The sequence below is a fragment of the Pseudomonas sp. GW821-FHT09C08 genome (assembly GCF_059418125.1).
Genome location: NZ_JBWKPG010000003.1, coordinates 591417 through 608705, shown reverse-complemented (window position 1 = coordinate 608705; position 17289 = coordinate 591417). Strand labels below are relative to the sequence as shown.

Annotated in this window: 11 protein-coding genes; 10 read left to right on the top strand and 1 reads right to left on the bottom strand. The window is 62.4% G+C overall.

Going from position 1 to position 17289, the window contains the following annotated elements:
• Positions 1–90 precede the first annotated feature (90 nt).
• Complete coding sequence (locus tag AC07OJ_RS13850; protein ID WP_226939981.1) at positions 91–2025, bottom strand: BCCT family transporter; 1935 nt, start codon at positions 2023–2025, stop codon at positions 91–93.
• A 391-nt stretch (positions 2026–2416) separates the two neighbouring features.
• On the opposite strand from AC07OJ_RS13850, the gene betI reads away from it, so the two are divergent.
• From betI to yccS, 10 genes are all read left to right on the top strand, one after another.
• Positions 2417–3010: a transcriptional regulator BetI gene (gene betI, locus AC07OJ_RS13845; protein WP_028618243.1), complete on the top strand. Its 594-nt coding sequence runs from the start codon at positions 2417–2419 to the stop codon at positions 3008–3010.
• 109 nt (positions 3011–3119) lie between these two features.
• Positions 3120–4592 (top strand): betaine-aldehyde dehydrogenase, encoded by a 1473-nt coding sequence (betB, locus tag AC07OJ_RS13840; RefSeq protein WP_065904813.1) that lies wholly within the window; start codon positions 3120–3122, stop codon positions 4590–4592.
• A 129-nt stretch (positions 4593–4721) separates the two neighbouring features.
• Positions 4722–6425: a choline dehydrogenase gene (gene betA / locus AC07OJ_RS13835; protein ID WP_065904815.1), complete on the top strand. Its 1704-nt coding sequence runs from the start codon at positions 4722–4724 to the stop codon at positions 6423–6425.
• A 208-nt stretch (positions 6426–6633) separates the two neighbouring features.
• A complete protein-coding gene (locus tag AC07OJ_RS13830) occupies positions 6634–8076 on the top strand; it encodes a TldD/PmbA family protein (RefSeq protein WP_201146035.1) in 1443 nt (480 codons plus the stop codon).
• Positions 8076–9392, top strand: a complete 1317-nt coding sequence (locus tag AC07OJ_RS13825; protein ID WP_495094663.1) for a TldD/PmbA family protein — start codon at positions 8076–8078, stop codon at positions 9390–9392. Before AC07OJ_RS13830 ends, AC07OJ_RS13825 begins: the two co-directional genes overlap by 1 nt.
• Before the next feature lie 295 nt (positions 9393–9687).
• Complete coding sequence (locus AC07OJ_RS13820) at positions 9688–10578, top strand: alpha/beta fold hydrolase (protein WP_495094662.1); 891 nt, start codon at positions 9688–9690, stop codon at positions 10576–10578.
• 36 nt (positions 10579–10614) lie between these two features.
• Positions 10615–12042 (top strand): multidrug transporter subunit MdtD, encoded by a 1428-nt coding sequence (gene mdtD / locus AC07OJ_RS13815; protein ID WP_065904823.1) that lies wholly within the window; start codon positions 10615–10617, stop codon positions 12040–12042.
• 177 nt (positions 12043–12219) lie between these two features.
• Positions 12220–13557, top strand: a complete 1338-nt coding sequence (dbpA, locus tag AC07OJ_RS13810) for an ATP-dependent RNA helicase DbpA (RefSeq protein ID WP_232005461.1) — start codon at positions 12220–12222, stop codon at positions 13555–13557.
• Between the two features lie 160 nt (positions 13558–13717).
• Positions 13718–14896: a BaiN/RdsA family NAD(P)/FAD-dependent oxidoreductase gene (locus AC07OJ_RS13805; protein ID WP_106802427.1), complete on the top strand. Its 1179-nt coding sequence runs from the start codon at positions 13718–13720 to the stop codon at positions 14894–14896.
• Positions 14897–15098: 202 nt separating this feature from the next.
• Positions 15099–17282: a YccS family putative transporter gene (gene yccS, locus AC07OJ_RS13800; protein WP_065904826.1), complete on the top strand. Its 2184-nt coding sequence runs from the start codon at positions 15099–15101 to the stop codon at positions 17280–17282.
• Positions 17283–17289 lie beyond the last annotated feature (7 nt).

The following is a 17289-nucleotide window of genomic DNA, read 5'->3' as shown; positions in this document are numbered from 1 at the left end:
TAGCTATCGCAGGCAAGCCAGCTCCCACATTTGATCTCTGTTCCGGCATAAAAAAAGCGGCGCCAGTGAGGGCGCCGCTCCCTTCAGGCATCAGCTATAGACACGGCCAAGGAGCTGCCGATGGCTTTCAAACTGATCGAGCACGTCCCGGGTGATCTGTTCCTGGGCAAAGCCCATCAGGTCGTACTCTTGAGGCCCGTTGTGCAGGTAGACCTCGGCACGGTAGTAGCGGGTGCGCTCTTCTTCCGGCAGGTCGCTCGGCGCCGACGAGTAAGCATCCAGGCTCACTTCGTAGACAAACGGGTTGCCCTCTTCCATCTCGATGCGCACACCGATGCAACGCTTGGATTTGCCCAGCAGGGTCTGCACTTCCAGCCCCTGGTCGCGCAACGCCGTCGCGGCTTCTTCCAGCGCCGGCGTGACGTGTTTGTCCATGAAGCGCTGCACAGTGGCCTGGCTCGGTTGCAGATCCAGCGCGGTGAGGCGCTCGCTGAACCCCCGACGGCCACGCTCGGCCAACTGCGCCTGCTCCTGTTCGATTGCGACGTCCTGGCGCATGGCCTTGTGCAAACCGAACATGAAGAAAATCAGCACCACCGAGAACGGCAGCCCCGCCAGCACCACCATGGTTTGCATGGCTTCGAAGTTACCGGCGAACAGCAGGCCGATAGTCACCAGGGTGATCACCGCCGACCAGAAGATCCGCAGCCAGTGCGGCGCATCTTCATCCACATTGCCGCCTTTGCAGGAAAGGTTGGCCATCATCACCGCGCCGGAATCCGCCGGGGTCAGGAACAACACGAAGCCGACGAAGATCGACACACCGATGACGATTTTCGACGCCGGGTAATGCTCCAGCAGTTGATAGATGGCCATGGACGGTTGTTCCAGCGCCGTCTTGCCCAACTCCACCGCACCGTGGTTGAGCACCAGGTCCAGCGCCGAGTTGCCGAAGATCGACAACCACGCCAGGGTGAAGCCCAGCGGGATCAGCAGCACGCCGGCCACCAGTTCACGCACGGTGCGGCCACGGGAAATACGCGCGATGAACATGCCTACGAATGGCGCCCAGGAAATCCACCAGGCCCAGTAGAACAGGGTCCACAGGCCCATCCAGCGTTCGGTCTTGTCGGCGTCGCCTTCATACACATAGAGGTCGAAGGTTTTCAGCACCAGGCCGTTCATGTAGTCGCCGATGTTCTGCACAAAGCCGTTGAGCAAGTGCAGGGTCGGGCCGAACAGCAATACGAAGATCAACAAACCGCTGAACAGCACGATGTTGAGGTTGGACAGGCGGCGAATGCCGTTCTCCACACCGGACACCGCAGCGATGGTTGCCACGGTGCTCATCACGATGATCACGATCAACAGGTTGGTGTTGCTGTGCTGCATGCCGAACAGGTTTTCCAACCCGGACGAGACCTGCATCGAACCAATACCCAGGTTGGTCACCAGGCCGAGCAGGGTCACGAACATGCCGAAGCCGTCCACCGCATGGCCGGCCGCGCCCTTCACCCAACGCTCGCCTACCAGCGGGTACAGCGCCGAACGCAGCGCCAGCGGCTGGTTATGCCGGTACGCGAAGTACGCCACGGCCAGGCCGACCAGGGCATAGATCGCCCAGCCGTGCAGGCCCCAGTGCAGAAAGGTCAGTTGCAGCGCCTGGCGTGCTGCGCCATTGCTGGCGGCCGCGCCTTCGGGCGGGTTGAAGTAGTGGTCCAACGGCTCCGAAGCGCCGAAGTACAGCAGCGAAATGCCGATCCCGGACGAGAACAACATGCCGGCCCAGGCGCCGTAGCTGAAGTCCGGGGTGTCGTCCTTGCTGCCCAGTTTCAATTTGCCGTAGGACGAAAATGCCAGGCCGACCACAAACACCAGGTAAGCGGCGATGACCACCATGTAGTACCAGCCAAAGCTTTTCGACAGCCAGGCCTGTGCTACGCCGAGCATGCGCCCGGCCTCCTGCGGGGCGATGATCAGAATGGCGGTCAACAACAGAATGAGCGCGGTGGAGGTGTAGAACACCCAACCGTTGACCCGGACCTTTTCCGGCGGGGTCTTTATAAGAGAGGCAGAACTCATGGCGCAGATGCTCCGGGCAGTGCGAGAGAGAAACACAAGGCAACGGTTATCCCGGGACATCGATTTTTCGGCAGTCGACGGACGGGTGTTATAAAGACACCCCGAAAATTCTTGAGCCCCGCCGAAGCGGTGCCCAGGCCCTGATACGGCCTGTTTCAAGGACTTTTGCAGGTGTCAGATGTCGCAGCTCGCAGGTAGGAAATATCTGTAGGCAGCGACCATTTGTCGCAGATCTTATTCTTTGTTGATTGAACGTTCAATCAAAACAAAATAGACTGGCCATCAAGCCGACGGACGTTGATCGCCCATCGGCAGGCCTAAGGAGAGGTGCTACATGCCCAAGGTCGGTATGCAACCCATACGCCGCCAGCAGTTGATCGAAGCCACCTTGACGGCGATCGATCAGGTCGGAATGGGGGATGCCAGCATTGCGCTGATCGCCCGTCTGGCCGGCGTCTCGAACGGCATCATCAGTCACTACTTTCAGGACAAGAACGGCCTGATCGCCGCGACGATGCGGTACTTGATGAATGTGCTGATCGAGAACGTCCACGAACGCAGGCTCGCACTGAAGGATGACAGCCCACGGGCGCACCTTCAGGTGATCATCGAGGGCAACTTCGATGCCAGCCAGGTCAACGGCCCGGCAATGAAAACCTGGCTGGCCTTCTGGGCCACCAGCATGCACCACCCGTCATTGCACAGGTTGCAGCGGATCAACGATCAACGTCTGTATTCCAACCTGTGCTGCCAGTTCCGCCGAGTGCTGCCGCTGCCGCACGCACGCAAAGCAGCCCGAGGCCTGGCGGCCCTGATCGACGGTTTGTGGTTGCGCGGCGCCCTGTCGGGAGACGCTTTCGACACGGCGCAAGCGCAACGGATCGCTTACGAATACATGGATTTCCAATTGGCCAAGCAGGTGAGTTAGAGCACACACAACCGCTCAACCCCTGAACTGCTGTCGATCAGTGATGCCAGACCCTTATGGCCCACTTTCGGCGGTTAACGCCAACCACTTATGCACTTGCGAGGACTTTATGGCCCGTTTCGAACTGCAAAAACTCTACATTGACGGCGGCTACAGCGACGCTGGCAGCGATGCCACCTTCGAAGCCATCAACCCGGCTAACGGTGAAGTTCTCGCCCAAGTGCAACGCGCCACGTTCGATGACGTTGAACGTGCCGTGGTCAGCGCCGAAAAAGGCCAGAAGATCTGGGCCGCGATGACCGCCATGGAGCGTTCGCGCATCCTGCGTCGCGCCGTCGACATCCTGCGTGAGCGCAACGACGAGTTGGCCGCCCTGGAAACCCTGGACACTGGTAAAGCTTTCTCCGAAACCCAATACGTCGACATCGTCACCGGCGCTGACGTACTGGAGTACTACGCAGGCCTGGTGCCGGCCATCGAAGGCGAGCAGATCCCACTGCGCGACACGTCCTTCGTCTACACCCGCCGCGAGCCGCTGGGCGTGGTTGCCGGTATCGGCGCGTGGAACTACCCGATCCAGATCGCCCTGTGGAAATCCGCACCGGCCCTGGCTGCCGGCAACGCGATGATCTTCAAGCCGAGCGAAGTCACCTCGCTGACCACCCTGAAACTGGCCGAGATCTACACCGAAGCCGGCGTTCCGGCGGGCGTGTTCAACGTACTGACCGGCAGCGGCCGTGAAGTCGGCACCTGGCTGACCGAGCACCCGCGCATCGAGAAAGTCTCCTTCACCGGCGGCACCGACACCGGCAAGAAAGTCATGGCCAGCGCTTCCAGCTCCTCGCTCAAGGAAGTGACCATGGAGCTGGGTGGCAAGTCCCCGCTGATCGTGTTCGAAGACGCCGACCTGGATCGCGCCGCCGACATCGCGATGATGGCCAACTTCTACAGCTCCGGTCAGGTCTGCACCAATGGCACTCGCGTGTTCGTGCCCAAGCACCTGCAAGCCGCCTTCGAAGCCAAGATCGTTGAGCGTGTGGCGCGCATTCGCGTTGGCGACCCACAAGACGAAAACACCAACTTCGGCCCGCTGGTCAGCTTCGCCCACATGGAAAGCGTGCTCGGCTACATCGCCAAAGGTAAGGAAGAAGGCGCTCGCGTGCTCTGCGGCGGCGACCGCCTGACCGACGGTGCATTCGCCAAAGGCGCCTACGTGGCCCCGACCGTGTTCACCGACTGCACCGACGAGATGACCATCGTGCGTGAAGAAATCTTCGGCCCGGTGATGAGCATCCTCACTTACGAAACCGAAGAAGAAGTGATCCGTCGCGCCAACGACACCGACTTCGGCCTGGCTGCGGGCCTTGTGACCAAGGACCTGAACCGCGCCCACCGCGTGATTCATCAGCTGGAAGCGGGTATCTGCTGGATCAACGCCTGGGGCGAGTCCGACGCGAAAATGCCGGTCGGTGGCTACAAGCAATCCGGTGTGGGCCGTGAGAACGGCATCAGCTCGCTGAACAACTTCACCCGCATCAAATCGGTACAGGTTGAGCTGGGCGACTACGCCTCGGTGTTCTGATAAGCGGCAAGCGGCAAGCTTCAAGCTGCAAGTAAAAGCAGTTTGGTTTGCCGCACTTCCCAGATACACCGCTCGCTGCTCTTTCTTGCAGCTTGAAGCTTAGAGCTAGCAGCTCTCAAGGAGACCCCCATGACTCAAGAATACGATTACATCATTGTGGGTGCCGGTTCCGCCGGTAACACCCTGGCGACCCGTCTGACTGAAGACGAAGGCGTCACCGTCCTGCTGCTGGAAGCCGGCGGCCCGGACTACCGTTTCGATTTCCGTACGCAAATGCCGGCCGCCCTGGCGTTCCCGCTGCAAGGCCGTCGCTACAACTGGGCCTACGAAACCGATCCAGAACCTCACATGGACGGCCGCCGGATGGAATGCGGTCGCGGCAAGGGCCTCGGCGGTTCCTCGCTGATCAACGGCATGTGCTACATCCGTGGCAACGCCATGGACTACGACAACTGGTCGAAACTGCCGGGCCTGGAAAACTGGACCTACCTGGACTGCCTGCCGTATTTCCGCAAGGCTGAAACTCGCGACATCGGCCCCAACGACTACCACGGTGGCGACGGCCCGGTCAGCGTGACCACGCCTAAAGCCGGCAACAACCCGCTGTTCCACGCCATGGTTGAAGCAGGCGTGCAAGCCGGCTACCCGCGTACCGAAGACCTGAACGGCTACCAGCAGGAAGGCTTCGGCCCGATGGACCGTACCGTCACGCCGAACGGCCGTCGCGCCAGCACCGCGCGCGGTTACCTGGACACAGCCAAGAAGCGTTCGACCCTGACCATCGTCACCCACGCCCTCACCGACAAAGTGTTGTTCGAAGGCAAGCGTGCCGTGGGCGTGCGTTACCTGATCGGTGCCGCCGAAGAGCGCGTTGAAGCCCGTGCGCGTAAAGAAGTGCTGGTGTGCAGCGGTGCAATCGCTTCGCCGCAACTGCTGCAACGCTCCGGCGTGGGCCCGGCCAAACTGCTGGAAAGCCTGGACATCCCGGTGGTCCACGACCTGCCGGGCGTTGGTGAAAACCTGCAGGACCACCTTGAGCTGTACCTGCAATACGCGTGCACCCAACCGGTCTCGCTGTACCCATCGCTGCTCTGGTACAACCAGCCAGCCATCGGTGCCGAGTGGCTGTTCAACGGCACCGGCATCGGCGCCAGCAACCAGTTCGAAGCGGGCGGTTTTATCCGTACCCGTGAAGAATTCGATTGGCCGAACATCCAGTACCACTTCCTGCCGGTGGCGATTAACTACAACGGCAGCAACGGTGTGAAAGAGCACGGTTTCCAGGCACACATGGGCTCCATGCGTTCGCCAAGCCGTGGCCGCGTGCAACTGAAGTCGAAGAACCCACGGGATTACCCGAGCATCCTCTTCAACTACATGGCCACCGAGCAGGACTGGCAGGAATTCCGCGACGGCATCCGCCTGACCCGTGAAATCATGCAGCAGCCGGCGCTGGATCCCTACCGTGGCCGCGAGATCAGCCCGGGCATCGAGGTGCAAACCGATGAGCAACTGGACAAGTTCATCCGCGAGCACGCCGAAACCGCGTTCCACCCGTCCTGCTCGTGCAAGATGGGCACCGACGAGATGGCGGTAGTGGACGGCGAAGGCCGTGTGCACGGCATGCAGGGCCTGCGGGTGGTCGATGCGTCGATCATGCCAATCATCACCACTGGCAACCTGAACGCGCCGACGATCATGATCGCCGAGAAAATCGCCGACAAGATCCGTGGCCGCCAGCCGCTGCCGCGCAGCACCGCCGACTACTACGTGGCAGGCGATGCGCCGGTGCGTGGCAAGCCGTTGCGTGAAGTGGGCCCGACTGCGCAGTAACTGAAACACTTTGTGGCGAGCGGGCTTGCCCCGCGATGGAGTGCGTAGCGCTCCCAAGATTTTTGGGACCGCTGCGCAGCCCAACGCGGAGCAAGCCCGCTCACCACAAGGGTTCACCTGCTACAAGTAGTCGCCCTCCTTGATCAGCTCCCAGCCCAGGCCTACTCTGTTTGCCTGCCTGCGCTGAGCCGCCCACAAGGAAGGCCCCATGTTCGACCACCACGCCACACTCAAAAAGCATTTCAGTGCCCTGCGCACCACCGCCGACTTCTTCTCGCTGCGTTATGTCCGCGAATCCGGCCAGTACCTGTCGGTACGCAAGAACGTCGCCGAACCGCCCCACCTGAACCACGACGAAGGTGCCATGCTCACCGTGCGTGTCAACGGTGTGGAAGCCTACGCCGCAACCCACGATATTTCCCTGCATGGCCTGCAAGCCGCCCTTGAGCGCGCCGAACAGCAAGCCCGGCGGATTTTGCCCCACGCCCTGCTCGACCTGCGCGACCAACACGTCTCCAGTGACGTCGCCGACTACCTGTCACCCAACCTTGCGCAAGCCTTCCCTTCCCTCAGCGATTGCTACCAATTGCTCGGTGATGAATCCGCAGCCGTGCCCCAGGACGAGCGCCTGGTGAACTGGGAAGTCAGCCTCGGCCTGACCCATGTCGAGCAGATCTACCTCAACAGTGCCGGCGCCGAGCTGCGCCAGGCCCAGCGCTTTGTGTTCCCCGGCGTCAATGTCACTGCCTACGACGGTAACGACAGCCAGTCGCGCACCCTTGGCGGCAGTAACTTCGGCCAGCAAGGCGGCTTTGATGTGATCGACCGCTTCGGCCTGGTCGGCGCTGCGCCGCGCATTGCCGACGAAGCCCTGCAACTGCTGCTGGCGCCGAACGCGCCCCAGGGCCCGCGCGACCTGCTCTTGATGCCCGATCAGATGATCCTGCAGATCCACGAGTCCATCGGCCACCCGCTGGAGCTGGACCGCATCCTCGGCGATGAGCGCAATTACGCCGGTACCAGCTTCGTCAAGGCCGAGGACTTCGGCCACCTGCAATACGGCTCCGAACTGCTCAACGTGACCTTCGACCCGGACATCCCCGAACAACTGGCCAGCTACAGCCATGACGATGACGGGACCCCGGCCAGCAAACAGTTCCTGATCCGCGAAGGTGTGCTGCTCAGGCCACTCGGCGGCGCGCTGTCGCAGTTCCGTGCCGGCCTGGGCGGTGTCGCCAACAGCCGCGCCAGCAGCTGGAACCGCCCGCCGATCGACCGCATGGCCAACCTGAATATCGAAGCCGGTGACCAGAGCCTGGCGCAACTGATTGGCGGCATCGAACACGGCATCCTGATGTCGACCAACCGTTCCTGGTCCATCGACGATGCGCGCAATAAATTCCAGTTCGGCTGCGAATGGGGCCAACTGATTGAAAACGGCGAGCTCAAGGGCGTGGTGAAAAACCCCAACTACCGGGCGATTTCCGCGCAGTTCTGGCGCAACCTCAGCGCCGTGGGCGATGCCAGCACCTTCAAGGTCCTGGGCACGCCGAACTGCGGCAAAGGCGAACCCAACCAAGTGATCCGCGTCGGCCACGCGTCGCCGGCCTGTGTGTTCAGCAACGTTGACGTATTTGGGGGAGATGCCTGATGAACAATTTCAAGGCATTGGTGCAATGGCTCAAACAGGCCATCACCGACAAGGAACAATTTCACCTGGGCTATGCGGCCGAGTCGTCCGAGTTCGTGCGCTTCAACCACGCCAAGGTGCGCCAGGCCGGCCAGGTGCAACAGGCCAGCCTCAACCTGAAGCTGATCAACGATGGCCGCCACGCCGACCTCGGCATCACCCTCGCCGGTGATCCGGAGCTGGACCGCCAGCGCCTCGCCGAGGGCCTGCAACAGCTGCGCGAAACCCTGCCGCTGCTGCCCCACGATCCCTACCTGCTGCTCAACCACAACGCCTGGCAGAATCACAACGAACAGGACCTGCCATTGCCGGACCTGGCCCAGGTACTGGACGAAATCAGCCAGGCGGGTGCAGGTGTCGACCTCGTCGGGTTCTACGCCGCCGGCCCGATCAGCCGCGGCTTCGCCAGTTCGAACGGTGCGTTCGGCTGGCACCAGGCCAATAGCTTCAACTTCGACTTCAGCCTGTTCCACGCCAATGGCGAGGCTGTCAAAGCCAGCTACGCCGGCCATGCCTGGAACAGCGCCGAGTTCGCCCGGCGCTTCCAACTGGCCCGCGAACAGCTGGAATTCCTCGGCCGCCCGTTGCACGCGCTGGCACCCGGTGAATACCGCGCCTACCTGGCCCCGGCGGCGCTGGAAGAAATCATCAGCATCATCACCTGGGGCGGTTTCTCAGCCCAGGCCATCGCCAGCAAGGGCAGCTCCCTGCAACGCCTGTACGCCGGCGAGCAACACCTCAGCCCGCAGGTGACGGTGGACGAACGGGTCAGCGGCTCCCTGAGCCCGGCGTTTTCCAGCGAAGGCTACCCGCGCAGCGATGTCAGGTTGATCAACGCCGGCAAGGCCGACGGCCAATTGGTGAACTCGCGCAGCGCCGCCGAGTACGGCCTGAGTGCCAACGGCGCCAGCCGTGACGAATCCCCCAGCGCCTTGCAGATGGCGGCGGGCACCCTCGCCCAGGCCGACATCCTCAAGCAATTGGGCACCGGTTTGTACATCAGCAACCTGTGGTACCTGAACTACTCCGACCTGCCGGCCGCCCGCCTGACCGGCATGACGCGCTTCGCCACGTTCTGGGTGGAAGACGGCGAAATCAAGGCGCCGGTCAGCACCATGCGCTTTGATGACAGCGTGTTCCAGTTGCTCGGTGCGCAGCTGGAAGCACTGACCGCTGATCGGGAACTGCTGCTGTCGGCCAGCACCTATGGCCAGCGCAACACCGCCTCCAACCTGCTGCCAGGCGCCCTGGTCAAACGCCTGACCCTGACCTTATAAGCACCGCCAGTCCCGGTGGGAGCTGGCTGGCCTGCGATAGCATCACCGCGGTGTCACTGATACACCCTGGTGCCTGCAACGCAGGCAAGCCACTTCCCACACTGCTTTGCATTGATTTCAGCCACTGCATTTCGTCCATTCCTACCGACAATTCCCATCTCACCCGTCTCTCCGTGCGGCCGGTTGTCGCCCGCAAAAAACCTCGTTATAACGGTTAGTGGCACCCCGCCACTAACCCCACGTGCGCGCACGTGATGCACGACCTTGCCTGGATTGGGCAAGCTGGAGCGTTGACATGAACCATGGAAGTTTTGTCATTGAAAAGCTGTTCAAGCACTACAACGTTCATGTTGAGCAGCTGGGAAACGATTCGGAAAAGAACACCGTGCTGATGGTCAATGGAGCGCTGTCCACCACGCGCTCCTTTGCCCGGACCAGCAAATGCCTGGCCGAGCACTTCAATGTGCTGCTGTTCGACCTGCCGTTCTCCGGCTATTCGCGCGAACACAACACCGACCTCGACCTGGTGACCAAGGACGACGAGGTGCAGATCCTGCGGGCCCTGGTCGAACGCTTCGAGGTCAATCACCTGGTGTCGGCTTCCTGGGGCGGCATCTCGACATTGCTGACCCTGGCGCACAACCCGCCCTCCATCGAGAGCTCGGTGGTGATGGCCCTGGCACCCAACCTCAACCAGGCGATGCTCGATTATGTGGAGCGCGTGCGCGTGCTGATCGAGGCCGATGACAAATCCGCCGTCGGCCACTTGCTCAACGAAACGGTGGGCAAGTACCTGTCGCCGCGCCTCAAGCGCAACAACCATCGTCACCTGTCGAACATGGCCACCACCGAATACCGCCAGGCGCGCTTTCATATCCATCAGGTACTCGCCCTGGGGGATGGCAACTACCTGCCGGCCCTCACCCGCATCGAGACGCCGGTGCACTTCATCAACGGCACGCTGGACGAATACACCCCCGCCGCCGAAGCCCGGTTATTCAAACAGTATGTCGGGCGCAGCAGCTTTGCCGTGGCGGAACACACCGGCCATTTGCTTGACCTGGAATCCCGTGAGGCGGCCCAGGCGGTGCACCGTGCCTTGCTGGATTTCCTGGTGGGAGAGCATGCAAGGATGTCGGATTTAGACGAACCGCCAGTGGGAAAAGGAGCGACGGATGGCGCATAATCGCCGACACATAGCCTGCTAACAAAAAGGTCACCTATGCCGAATCGCGCCCCTCTCGATGCCAAGACCGCCCGCTGGCTACCCTGGGTGGTCGCGATTGCCTTCTTCATGCAATCGCTGGATGGGACGATTCTGAACACGGCATTGCCGGCCATGGCCCGCGACCTCGCAGAGAACCCGCTGCGCATGCAAGGGGTGGTGATCGCCTACATGCTCACCGTCGCCTTGCTGATCCCGGCGTCGGGCTGGGTCGCCGACCGCTTCGGCACCAAACGCATCTTTTTCGGCGCGATCATGCTGTTCAGCATCGGCTCATTGTTGTGTGCACTGTCGAGCAGCCTGACCATGCTGGTCGGCGCGCGGGTGATCCAGGGCCTGGGTGGCGCGCTGATGCTGCCGGTCGGCCGGCTCGTGGTGCTGCGCGCCTACCCCCGCTCCGAGCTGGTGCGCATCATGGGGTTCATCACCATCCCCGGCCTGCTTGGCCCGCTGCTTGGCCCGACCATGGGCGGCTGGATGGTGCAATACCTGACCTGGCACTGGATCTTCCTGATCAACCTGCCGGTAGGCATGATCGGTTGCTACGCCGTGTGGAAATTCATTCCCGACCTGCGCGGCAGCGAGCGCACGCGCTTTGATGGCGTCGGGTTTCTGCTGTTCGGCGCGGCGATGGTGCTGATCACTATCGCCATGGAGGGCCTGGGCGAACTGCACTTGCCGCACCTGCGCGTGATGTTGCTGCTGTTCGGCGGGCTGGCGTGCCTGGCGGCGTACTGGCTGCGCGCCGGGCATATCGAGAACCCGCTGTTTTCGCCCGTGCTGTTCAAGACCCGCACCTTCGCCGTGGGCATCCTCGGCAACCTGTTCGCGCGCCTGGGCAGCGGCGCCCTGCCGTTCCTGGTGCCGTTGCTGTTGCAGGTAGCGCTGGGCTACTCGCCGTCCGAAGCCGGCATGAGCATGCTGCCGCTGGCGGCGGCGGCGATGTTTGCCAAGTCCATCGCCCGGCCGCTGATCGAACGCCTGGGTTACCGCGTGGTGCTGACCGGCAATACCCTGGCCCTGGGCATCATGCTCGCGAGCATGGGCCTGGTCAGTGAACACACGCCCTACCCACTGCTGCTGGGCATGCTGGCGATATTGGGCGCGATCAACTCGCTGCAATTCACCGCGATGAACACCGTCACCCTGATCGACCTCGACGACGCCCAGGCCAGCAGCGGCAACAGTTTGCTCTCGGTGGTGGCGCAGTTATCCCTGAGCCTAGGGGTGGCCTGTGCCGGCGCGCTGCTCGGTGGCTTTACCGCCGAAGCCGGCAACGACGGGGTCGACAGTGTGCTCGGCGCCTTCCAGCTGACCTTCCTGACCGTGGGCATCATGGCGATGCTGGCCGCTGCGATCTTCCTGCAGCTGTCGCCCAAAGACGGCAAACGCGTGGTCAGCCGCGAGCACGACATCGAGCATTGAAGCCGCTGCAAGCGTGCCGCTTGCAGCTCATCAGTTGCCGCTGTCCCCCACCCCCTTGTCTGGAACATGCGAAAAAACCCACGGGGGGCTGCTACACTGCGCAACATTTTGTTTTGCAGAGCCAGTCCCGTGACTACCATCGCCACCGCTTTTAATACTTTGCCGCTTTCCGCCGCCATGCTGGCTAACCTCGACTCGCTGGGTTATGTCGAGATGACGCAGATCCAGGCGCAAAGCTTGCCGGTGATCCTCAAGGGGCTGGACCTGATCGCCCAGGCCAAGACCGGCAGCGGCAAGACCGCGGCCTTCGGCATCGGCCTGTTGAACCCGATCAACCCGCGCTACTTCGGCTGCCAGGCCCTGGTGATGTGCCCGACCCGCGAGCTGGCCGACCAGGTCGCCAAGGAAATCCGCCGCCTGGCCCGCGCCGAAGACAACATCAAGGTGCTGACCCTGTGCGGCGGCGTGTCCCTCGGCCCGCAGATCGCCTCACTCGAACACGGCGCCCACGTCATCGTCGGCACCCCGGGCCGGATCCAGCAGCACTTGCGCAAAGGCTCACTGGTACTCGACGGCTTGAACACGCTGATCCTCGATGAAGCTGACCGCATGCTCGACATGGGTTTCTACGACGCCATCGAAGACATCATCAGCAAGACCCCGGCCCGTCGCCAGACCCTGCTGTTCTCGGCCACCTACCCGGTGAGCATCAAGCAACTGGCATCGAAATTCATGCGTGCGCCGCAGCAAGTGAAGGCCGAGGCGTTTCACTCCGACGACCAGATCGAGCAGCGCTTCTACGAGATTTCCCCGGAAGAACGCATGGACGCCGTGACCAAGGTGCTGGCGCATTTCCGCCCGGCGTCCTGCGTGGCGTTCTGCTTCACCAAGCAGCAGGTGCAGGAAACCGTGGATCACCTGACGGCCAAGGGCATTTCCGCCGTCGGCCTGCATGGCGACCTGGAGCAGCGCGACCGTGACCAGGTGCTGGCAATGTTTGCCAACCGCAGCACCTCGGTACTGGTCGCCACCGACGTTGCCGCCCGTGGCCTGGACATTGACTCGCTGGACATGGTGATCAACGTCGAGCTGGCCCGTGACTCGGAAATCCACATCCACCGCGTCGGCCGTACCGGGCGTGCGGGTGAGACCGGCATCGCCATCAGCCTGGTAGCACCGTCCGAGGCGCACCGCGCCCAGGCCATCGAGCAGCTGCAGAAATCGCCGCTGAACTGGGACCAGCTGGACAACCTCAAGCCACAAAGCGGCGGCCCGCTGCTGCCGCAGATGAGCACCCTGTGCATCGCCGCCGGCCGTAAGGACAAGGTTCGCCCGGGCGACATCCTTGGCGCCTTGACCGGTGAAGCGGGCATCCCGGGTGCGCAGGTCGGCAAGATCGCGATCTTCGACTTCCAGGCGTTTGTGGCCGTGGAGCGTGGAATCGCCAAGCAGGCGCTGCAGCGCTTGAACGACGGCAAGATCAAAGGCCGTTCGCTGCGCGTGCGGATCCTGTAAAGATCTCAAGCAATACCGAGATCAAAAATGTGGGAGCGGGCTTGCTCGCGAATGCGGTGTATCAGTCGACAGATTCGGTGGCTGACACTGCGCATTCGCGAGCAAGCCCGCTCCCACATTTGACTGTATTCCAATCCAGAATTTGTATGAGGACATTGCTGTGCGCTCGACCGAAGTTGTGATCATTGGCGCCGGCGCCGCAGGCTTGATGTGCGCACTGACCGCCGCCGGGCGTGGGCGCAAGGTGATGTTGATCGACCATGCGAACAAGGCCGGCAAGAAGATCCTGATGTCCGGTGGTGGCCGCTGCAACTTCACCAATATGTACACCGAGCCGGCCAACTTCCTCTCGCACAACGCACACTTCTGCAAATCCGCCCTGGCCCGCTATACCCAGTGGGATTTCATCGGGCTGGTGGCCAAGCACGGCGTGCCATACCACGAGAAAAAACTCGGCCAGCTGTTCTGCGACAACAAGTCCAGCGACATCCTCGGCATGCTCTTGGATGAGTGCATCCAGACCGGCGTGAGCCTGCACCTGGATACCTCCATCGAGGAAATCGCCAAGCTCGACAACGGCTATCAGCTGCAGACCACCCTGGGTGAGTTGCGCTGCGAGTCCCTGGTGATTGCCACAGGCGGCCTGTCGATTCCGACACTTGGCGCCACCGGCTTTGGTTATCAGGTGGCCAAGCAGTTCGGTCACGAGCTGCTGCCGACCCGCGCGGGCCTGGTGCCGTTCACCATCACCGACCAGCTCAAGGAATTGTGCGGCGAGCTGTCCGGCACCTCGGTGGATTGCCTGGTCAGCTGCAACGGCCAGAGCTTTCGCGAGAACCTCCTGTTTACCCACCGTGGCCTGAGCGGCCCGGCGATCCTGCAGATTTCCTCGTACTGGGAGTCTGGCGATACGGTGGAGATCAACCTGCTGCCCGATCATGACGCACACAGCTGGCTGCAACAGCAACAAGTCGAGCGTCCCAACAGCGAGTTGAAAACCCTGCTGGGAGAGATCTTCACCAAGAAGATGGCCAACCTGCTGGCGGAAACCTGGTTCGTGTCCAAGCCCATGAAGCAATACACCCACGCCGAAGTGGCCGATATCGCGCAAAAACTCGCGAGCTGGCAACTGGTGCCGGCGGGCACCGAAGGCTATCGCACCGCCGAGGTGACGTTGGGTGGGGTGGACACGCGGGAAGTCTCGTCGAAAACCATGGAGTCGCTGAAAAGCCCGGGGTTGTACTTCATTGGGGAAGTGCTGGATGTGACCGGTCACCTGGGCGGGTTCAATTTCCAGTGGGCGTGGGCATCCGGCTACGCCGCCGCGCAGTACGCCTGAAGCGCGTACTCGGTCAAACTGTGGGAGCTGGCGTGCCTGCGATAGCGGTGGTGAATTCACCGCCGCCATCGCAGGCAAGCCAGCTCCCACATTCGTTTTGGGGTGGCACGCAAAAATATGCAATGAGATGTGATCGCTACGCTTGCCGTGACGTCACTGATGGCTCAATTTAGCGGCATCGTCCCGGAAGACTCCAGCCTTCATGTCATCGACCTCGTTCAAGCAGTCCATGCGGCGCCTGTGGGCGCTGGATAAATTCAGTTACAGCGTTCGGGTATTCATTGCCCTCACCGGCAGCATGGCGCTGTGCTGGTACCAGGATGAAATGACGCTGCTGATCCCGCTGTTCCTGGGGATTATCGCCAGCGCCCTGGCCGAGACCGACGACAGTTGGCAAGGCCGCCTGAATGCCCTGGCGGTGACGCTGGTGTGTTTCAGCATTGCCGCGCTGTCGGTGGAGTTGCTGTTCCCCTACCCCTGGATCTTCGCGATTGCCCTGGCGCTGGCCAGTTTCTGCCTGACCATGCTCGGCGCCCTCGGCGAGCGCTACGGGGCGATTGCGTCGGCGACGCTGATCCTGTCGGTCTACACCATGATCGGCGTGGACCAGCGCGGTGGCGCGGTTTCCGATTTCTGGCACGAACCGCTGCTGCTGGTGGCGGGGGCTGCCTGGTATGGCGTGCTTTCGGTGCTGTGGCAGGCGCTGTTTTCCAACCAGCCGGTGCAGCAGAGCCTGGCGCGGCTGTTCCGCGAACTGGGGCGCTACCTCAAGCTCAAGTCATCCCTGTTCGAACCGATCCGCCAACTGGACGTGGAAGCGCGCCGCCTGGAATTGGCCCAGCAGAACGGCCGGGTGGTCGCGGCGCTGAATGCGGCGAAGGAAATCATCCTGCACCGTGTGGGCAATGGTCGCCCAGGCTCGAAGGTCAGTCGCTACCTGAAGCTGTATTTCCTGGCCCAGGACATCCACGAGCGCGCCAGCTCATCGCATTATCCCTACAACGCCCTGGCCGAGGCGTTCTTCCACAGCGATGTGCTGTTCCGCTGCCAGCGCCTGCTGCGCCAGCAAGGCAAGGCGTGCCAGGCCCTGGCCGAGTCGATCCAACTGCGCCAGCCGTTCATCTATGACGACAGCTTCGCCGAGGCCCTGGGCGACCTGAATGCATCGCTGGAACACCTGCGCATCCAGAGCAACCCGGCCTGGCGCGGCCTGCTGCGCTCGTTGCGCGCCCTGGCGGCCAACCTGTCGACCCTCGACCGCCTGCTCGGCGACGCCAGCAACCCCGACGCCCTGGCCGACGCCACCGACAGCAACCTGCTGGACCGTGCGCCGCGCAACCTCAAGGAAATGTGGACGCGCCTGCGCACCCAGCTCACGCCGACGTCGCTGCTGTTTCGCCACGCCTTGCGCCTGGCCCTCGCCTTGACCGTCGGCTACGGCATGCTCCACGCGATCCACGCCTCCCAAGGCTACTGGATCATCCTCACCACCCTGTTCGTGTGCCAGCCCAACTACGGCGCGACCCGGCGCAAACTCGGCCAGCGGATCATCGGCACCGCCATCGGCCTGACCGTGGCCTGGGCACTGTTTGATCTGTTCCCCAGCCCGCTGGTGCAATCGATGTTCGCCATCGCCGCCGGCCTGGTGTTCTTTATCAACCGCACCACGCGCTACACCCTCGCCACGGCGGCGATCACCCTGATGGTGCTGTTCTGCTTCAACCAGGTGGGCGATGGCTACGGGCTGTTCCTGCCGCGCCTGTTCGATACCTTGCTCGGCAGCCTGATCGCCGGCCTGGCGGTGTTCCTGTTCCTGCCGGACTGGCAGGGCCGACGCTTGAACAAAGTGCTGGCCAACACCCTGACCTGCAACAGCATCTACCTGCGCCAGATCATGCAGCAGTACGCCGCCGGCAAGAGCGACGACCTCGCTTACCGCCTGGCCCGGCGCAATGCGCACAACGCCGACGCAGCCCTGTCCACCACCCTGGCGAATATGCTGATGGAGCCAGGACACTTTCGTAAGGAGGCCGATGTGGGCTTCCGCTTCCTGGTGTTGTCGCACACCTTGCTCAGCTACTTGTCGGGCCTGGGCGCGCACCGCGAAACCCAGCTGCCAGCCGAAGTACGCGAGCATTTGATCGACGGTGCCGGTAACAGCCTGGCGGCGAGCATTGATGAAATCGCCACCGGGCTGGCGAACAAGCAGCCGATCGCGATCCAGAGCGATGCCGAAGAAGCGCTGGCGGCGGACCTGGAGCAGATGCCGGATGAGATCGATGAAGGCCAGCGGTTGGTGCAGACGCAGTTGGCGCTGATCTGCCGGCAGCTGGGGCCGTTGCGCACCTTGGCGGCGCATTTGATCAAAGACACCCGCGCGGCTTAGGTCGCTA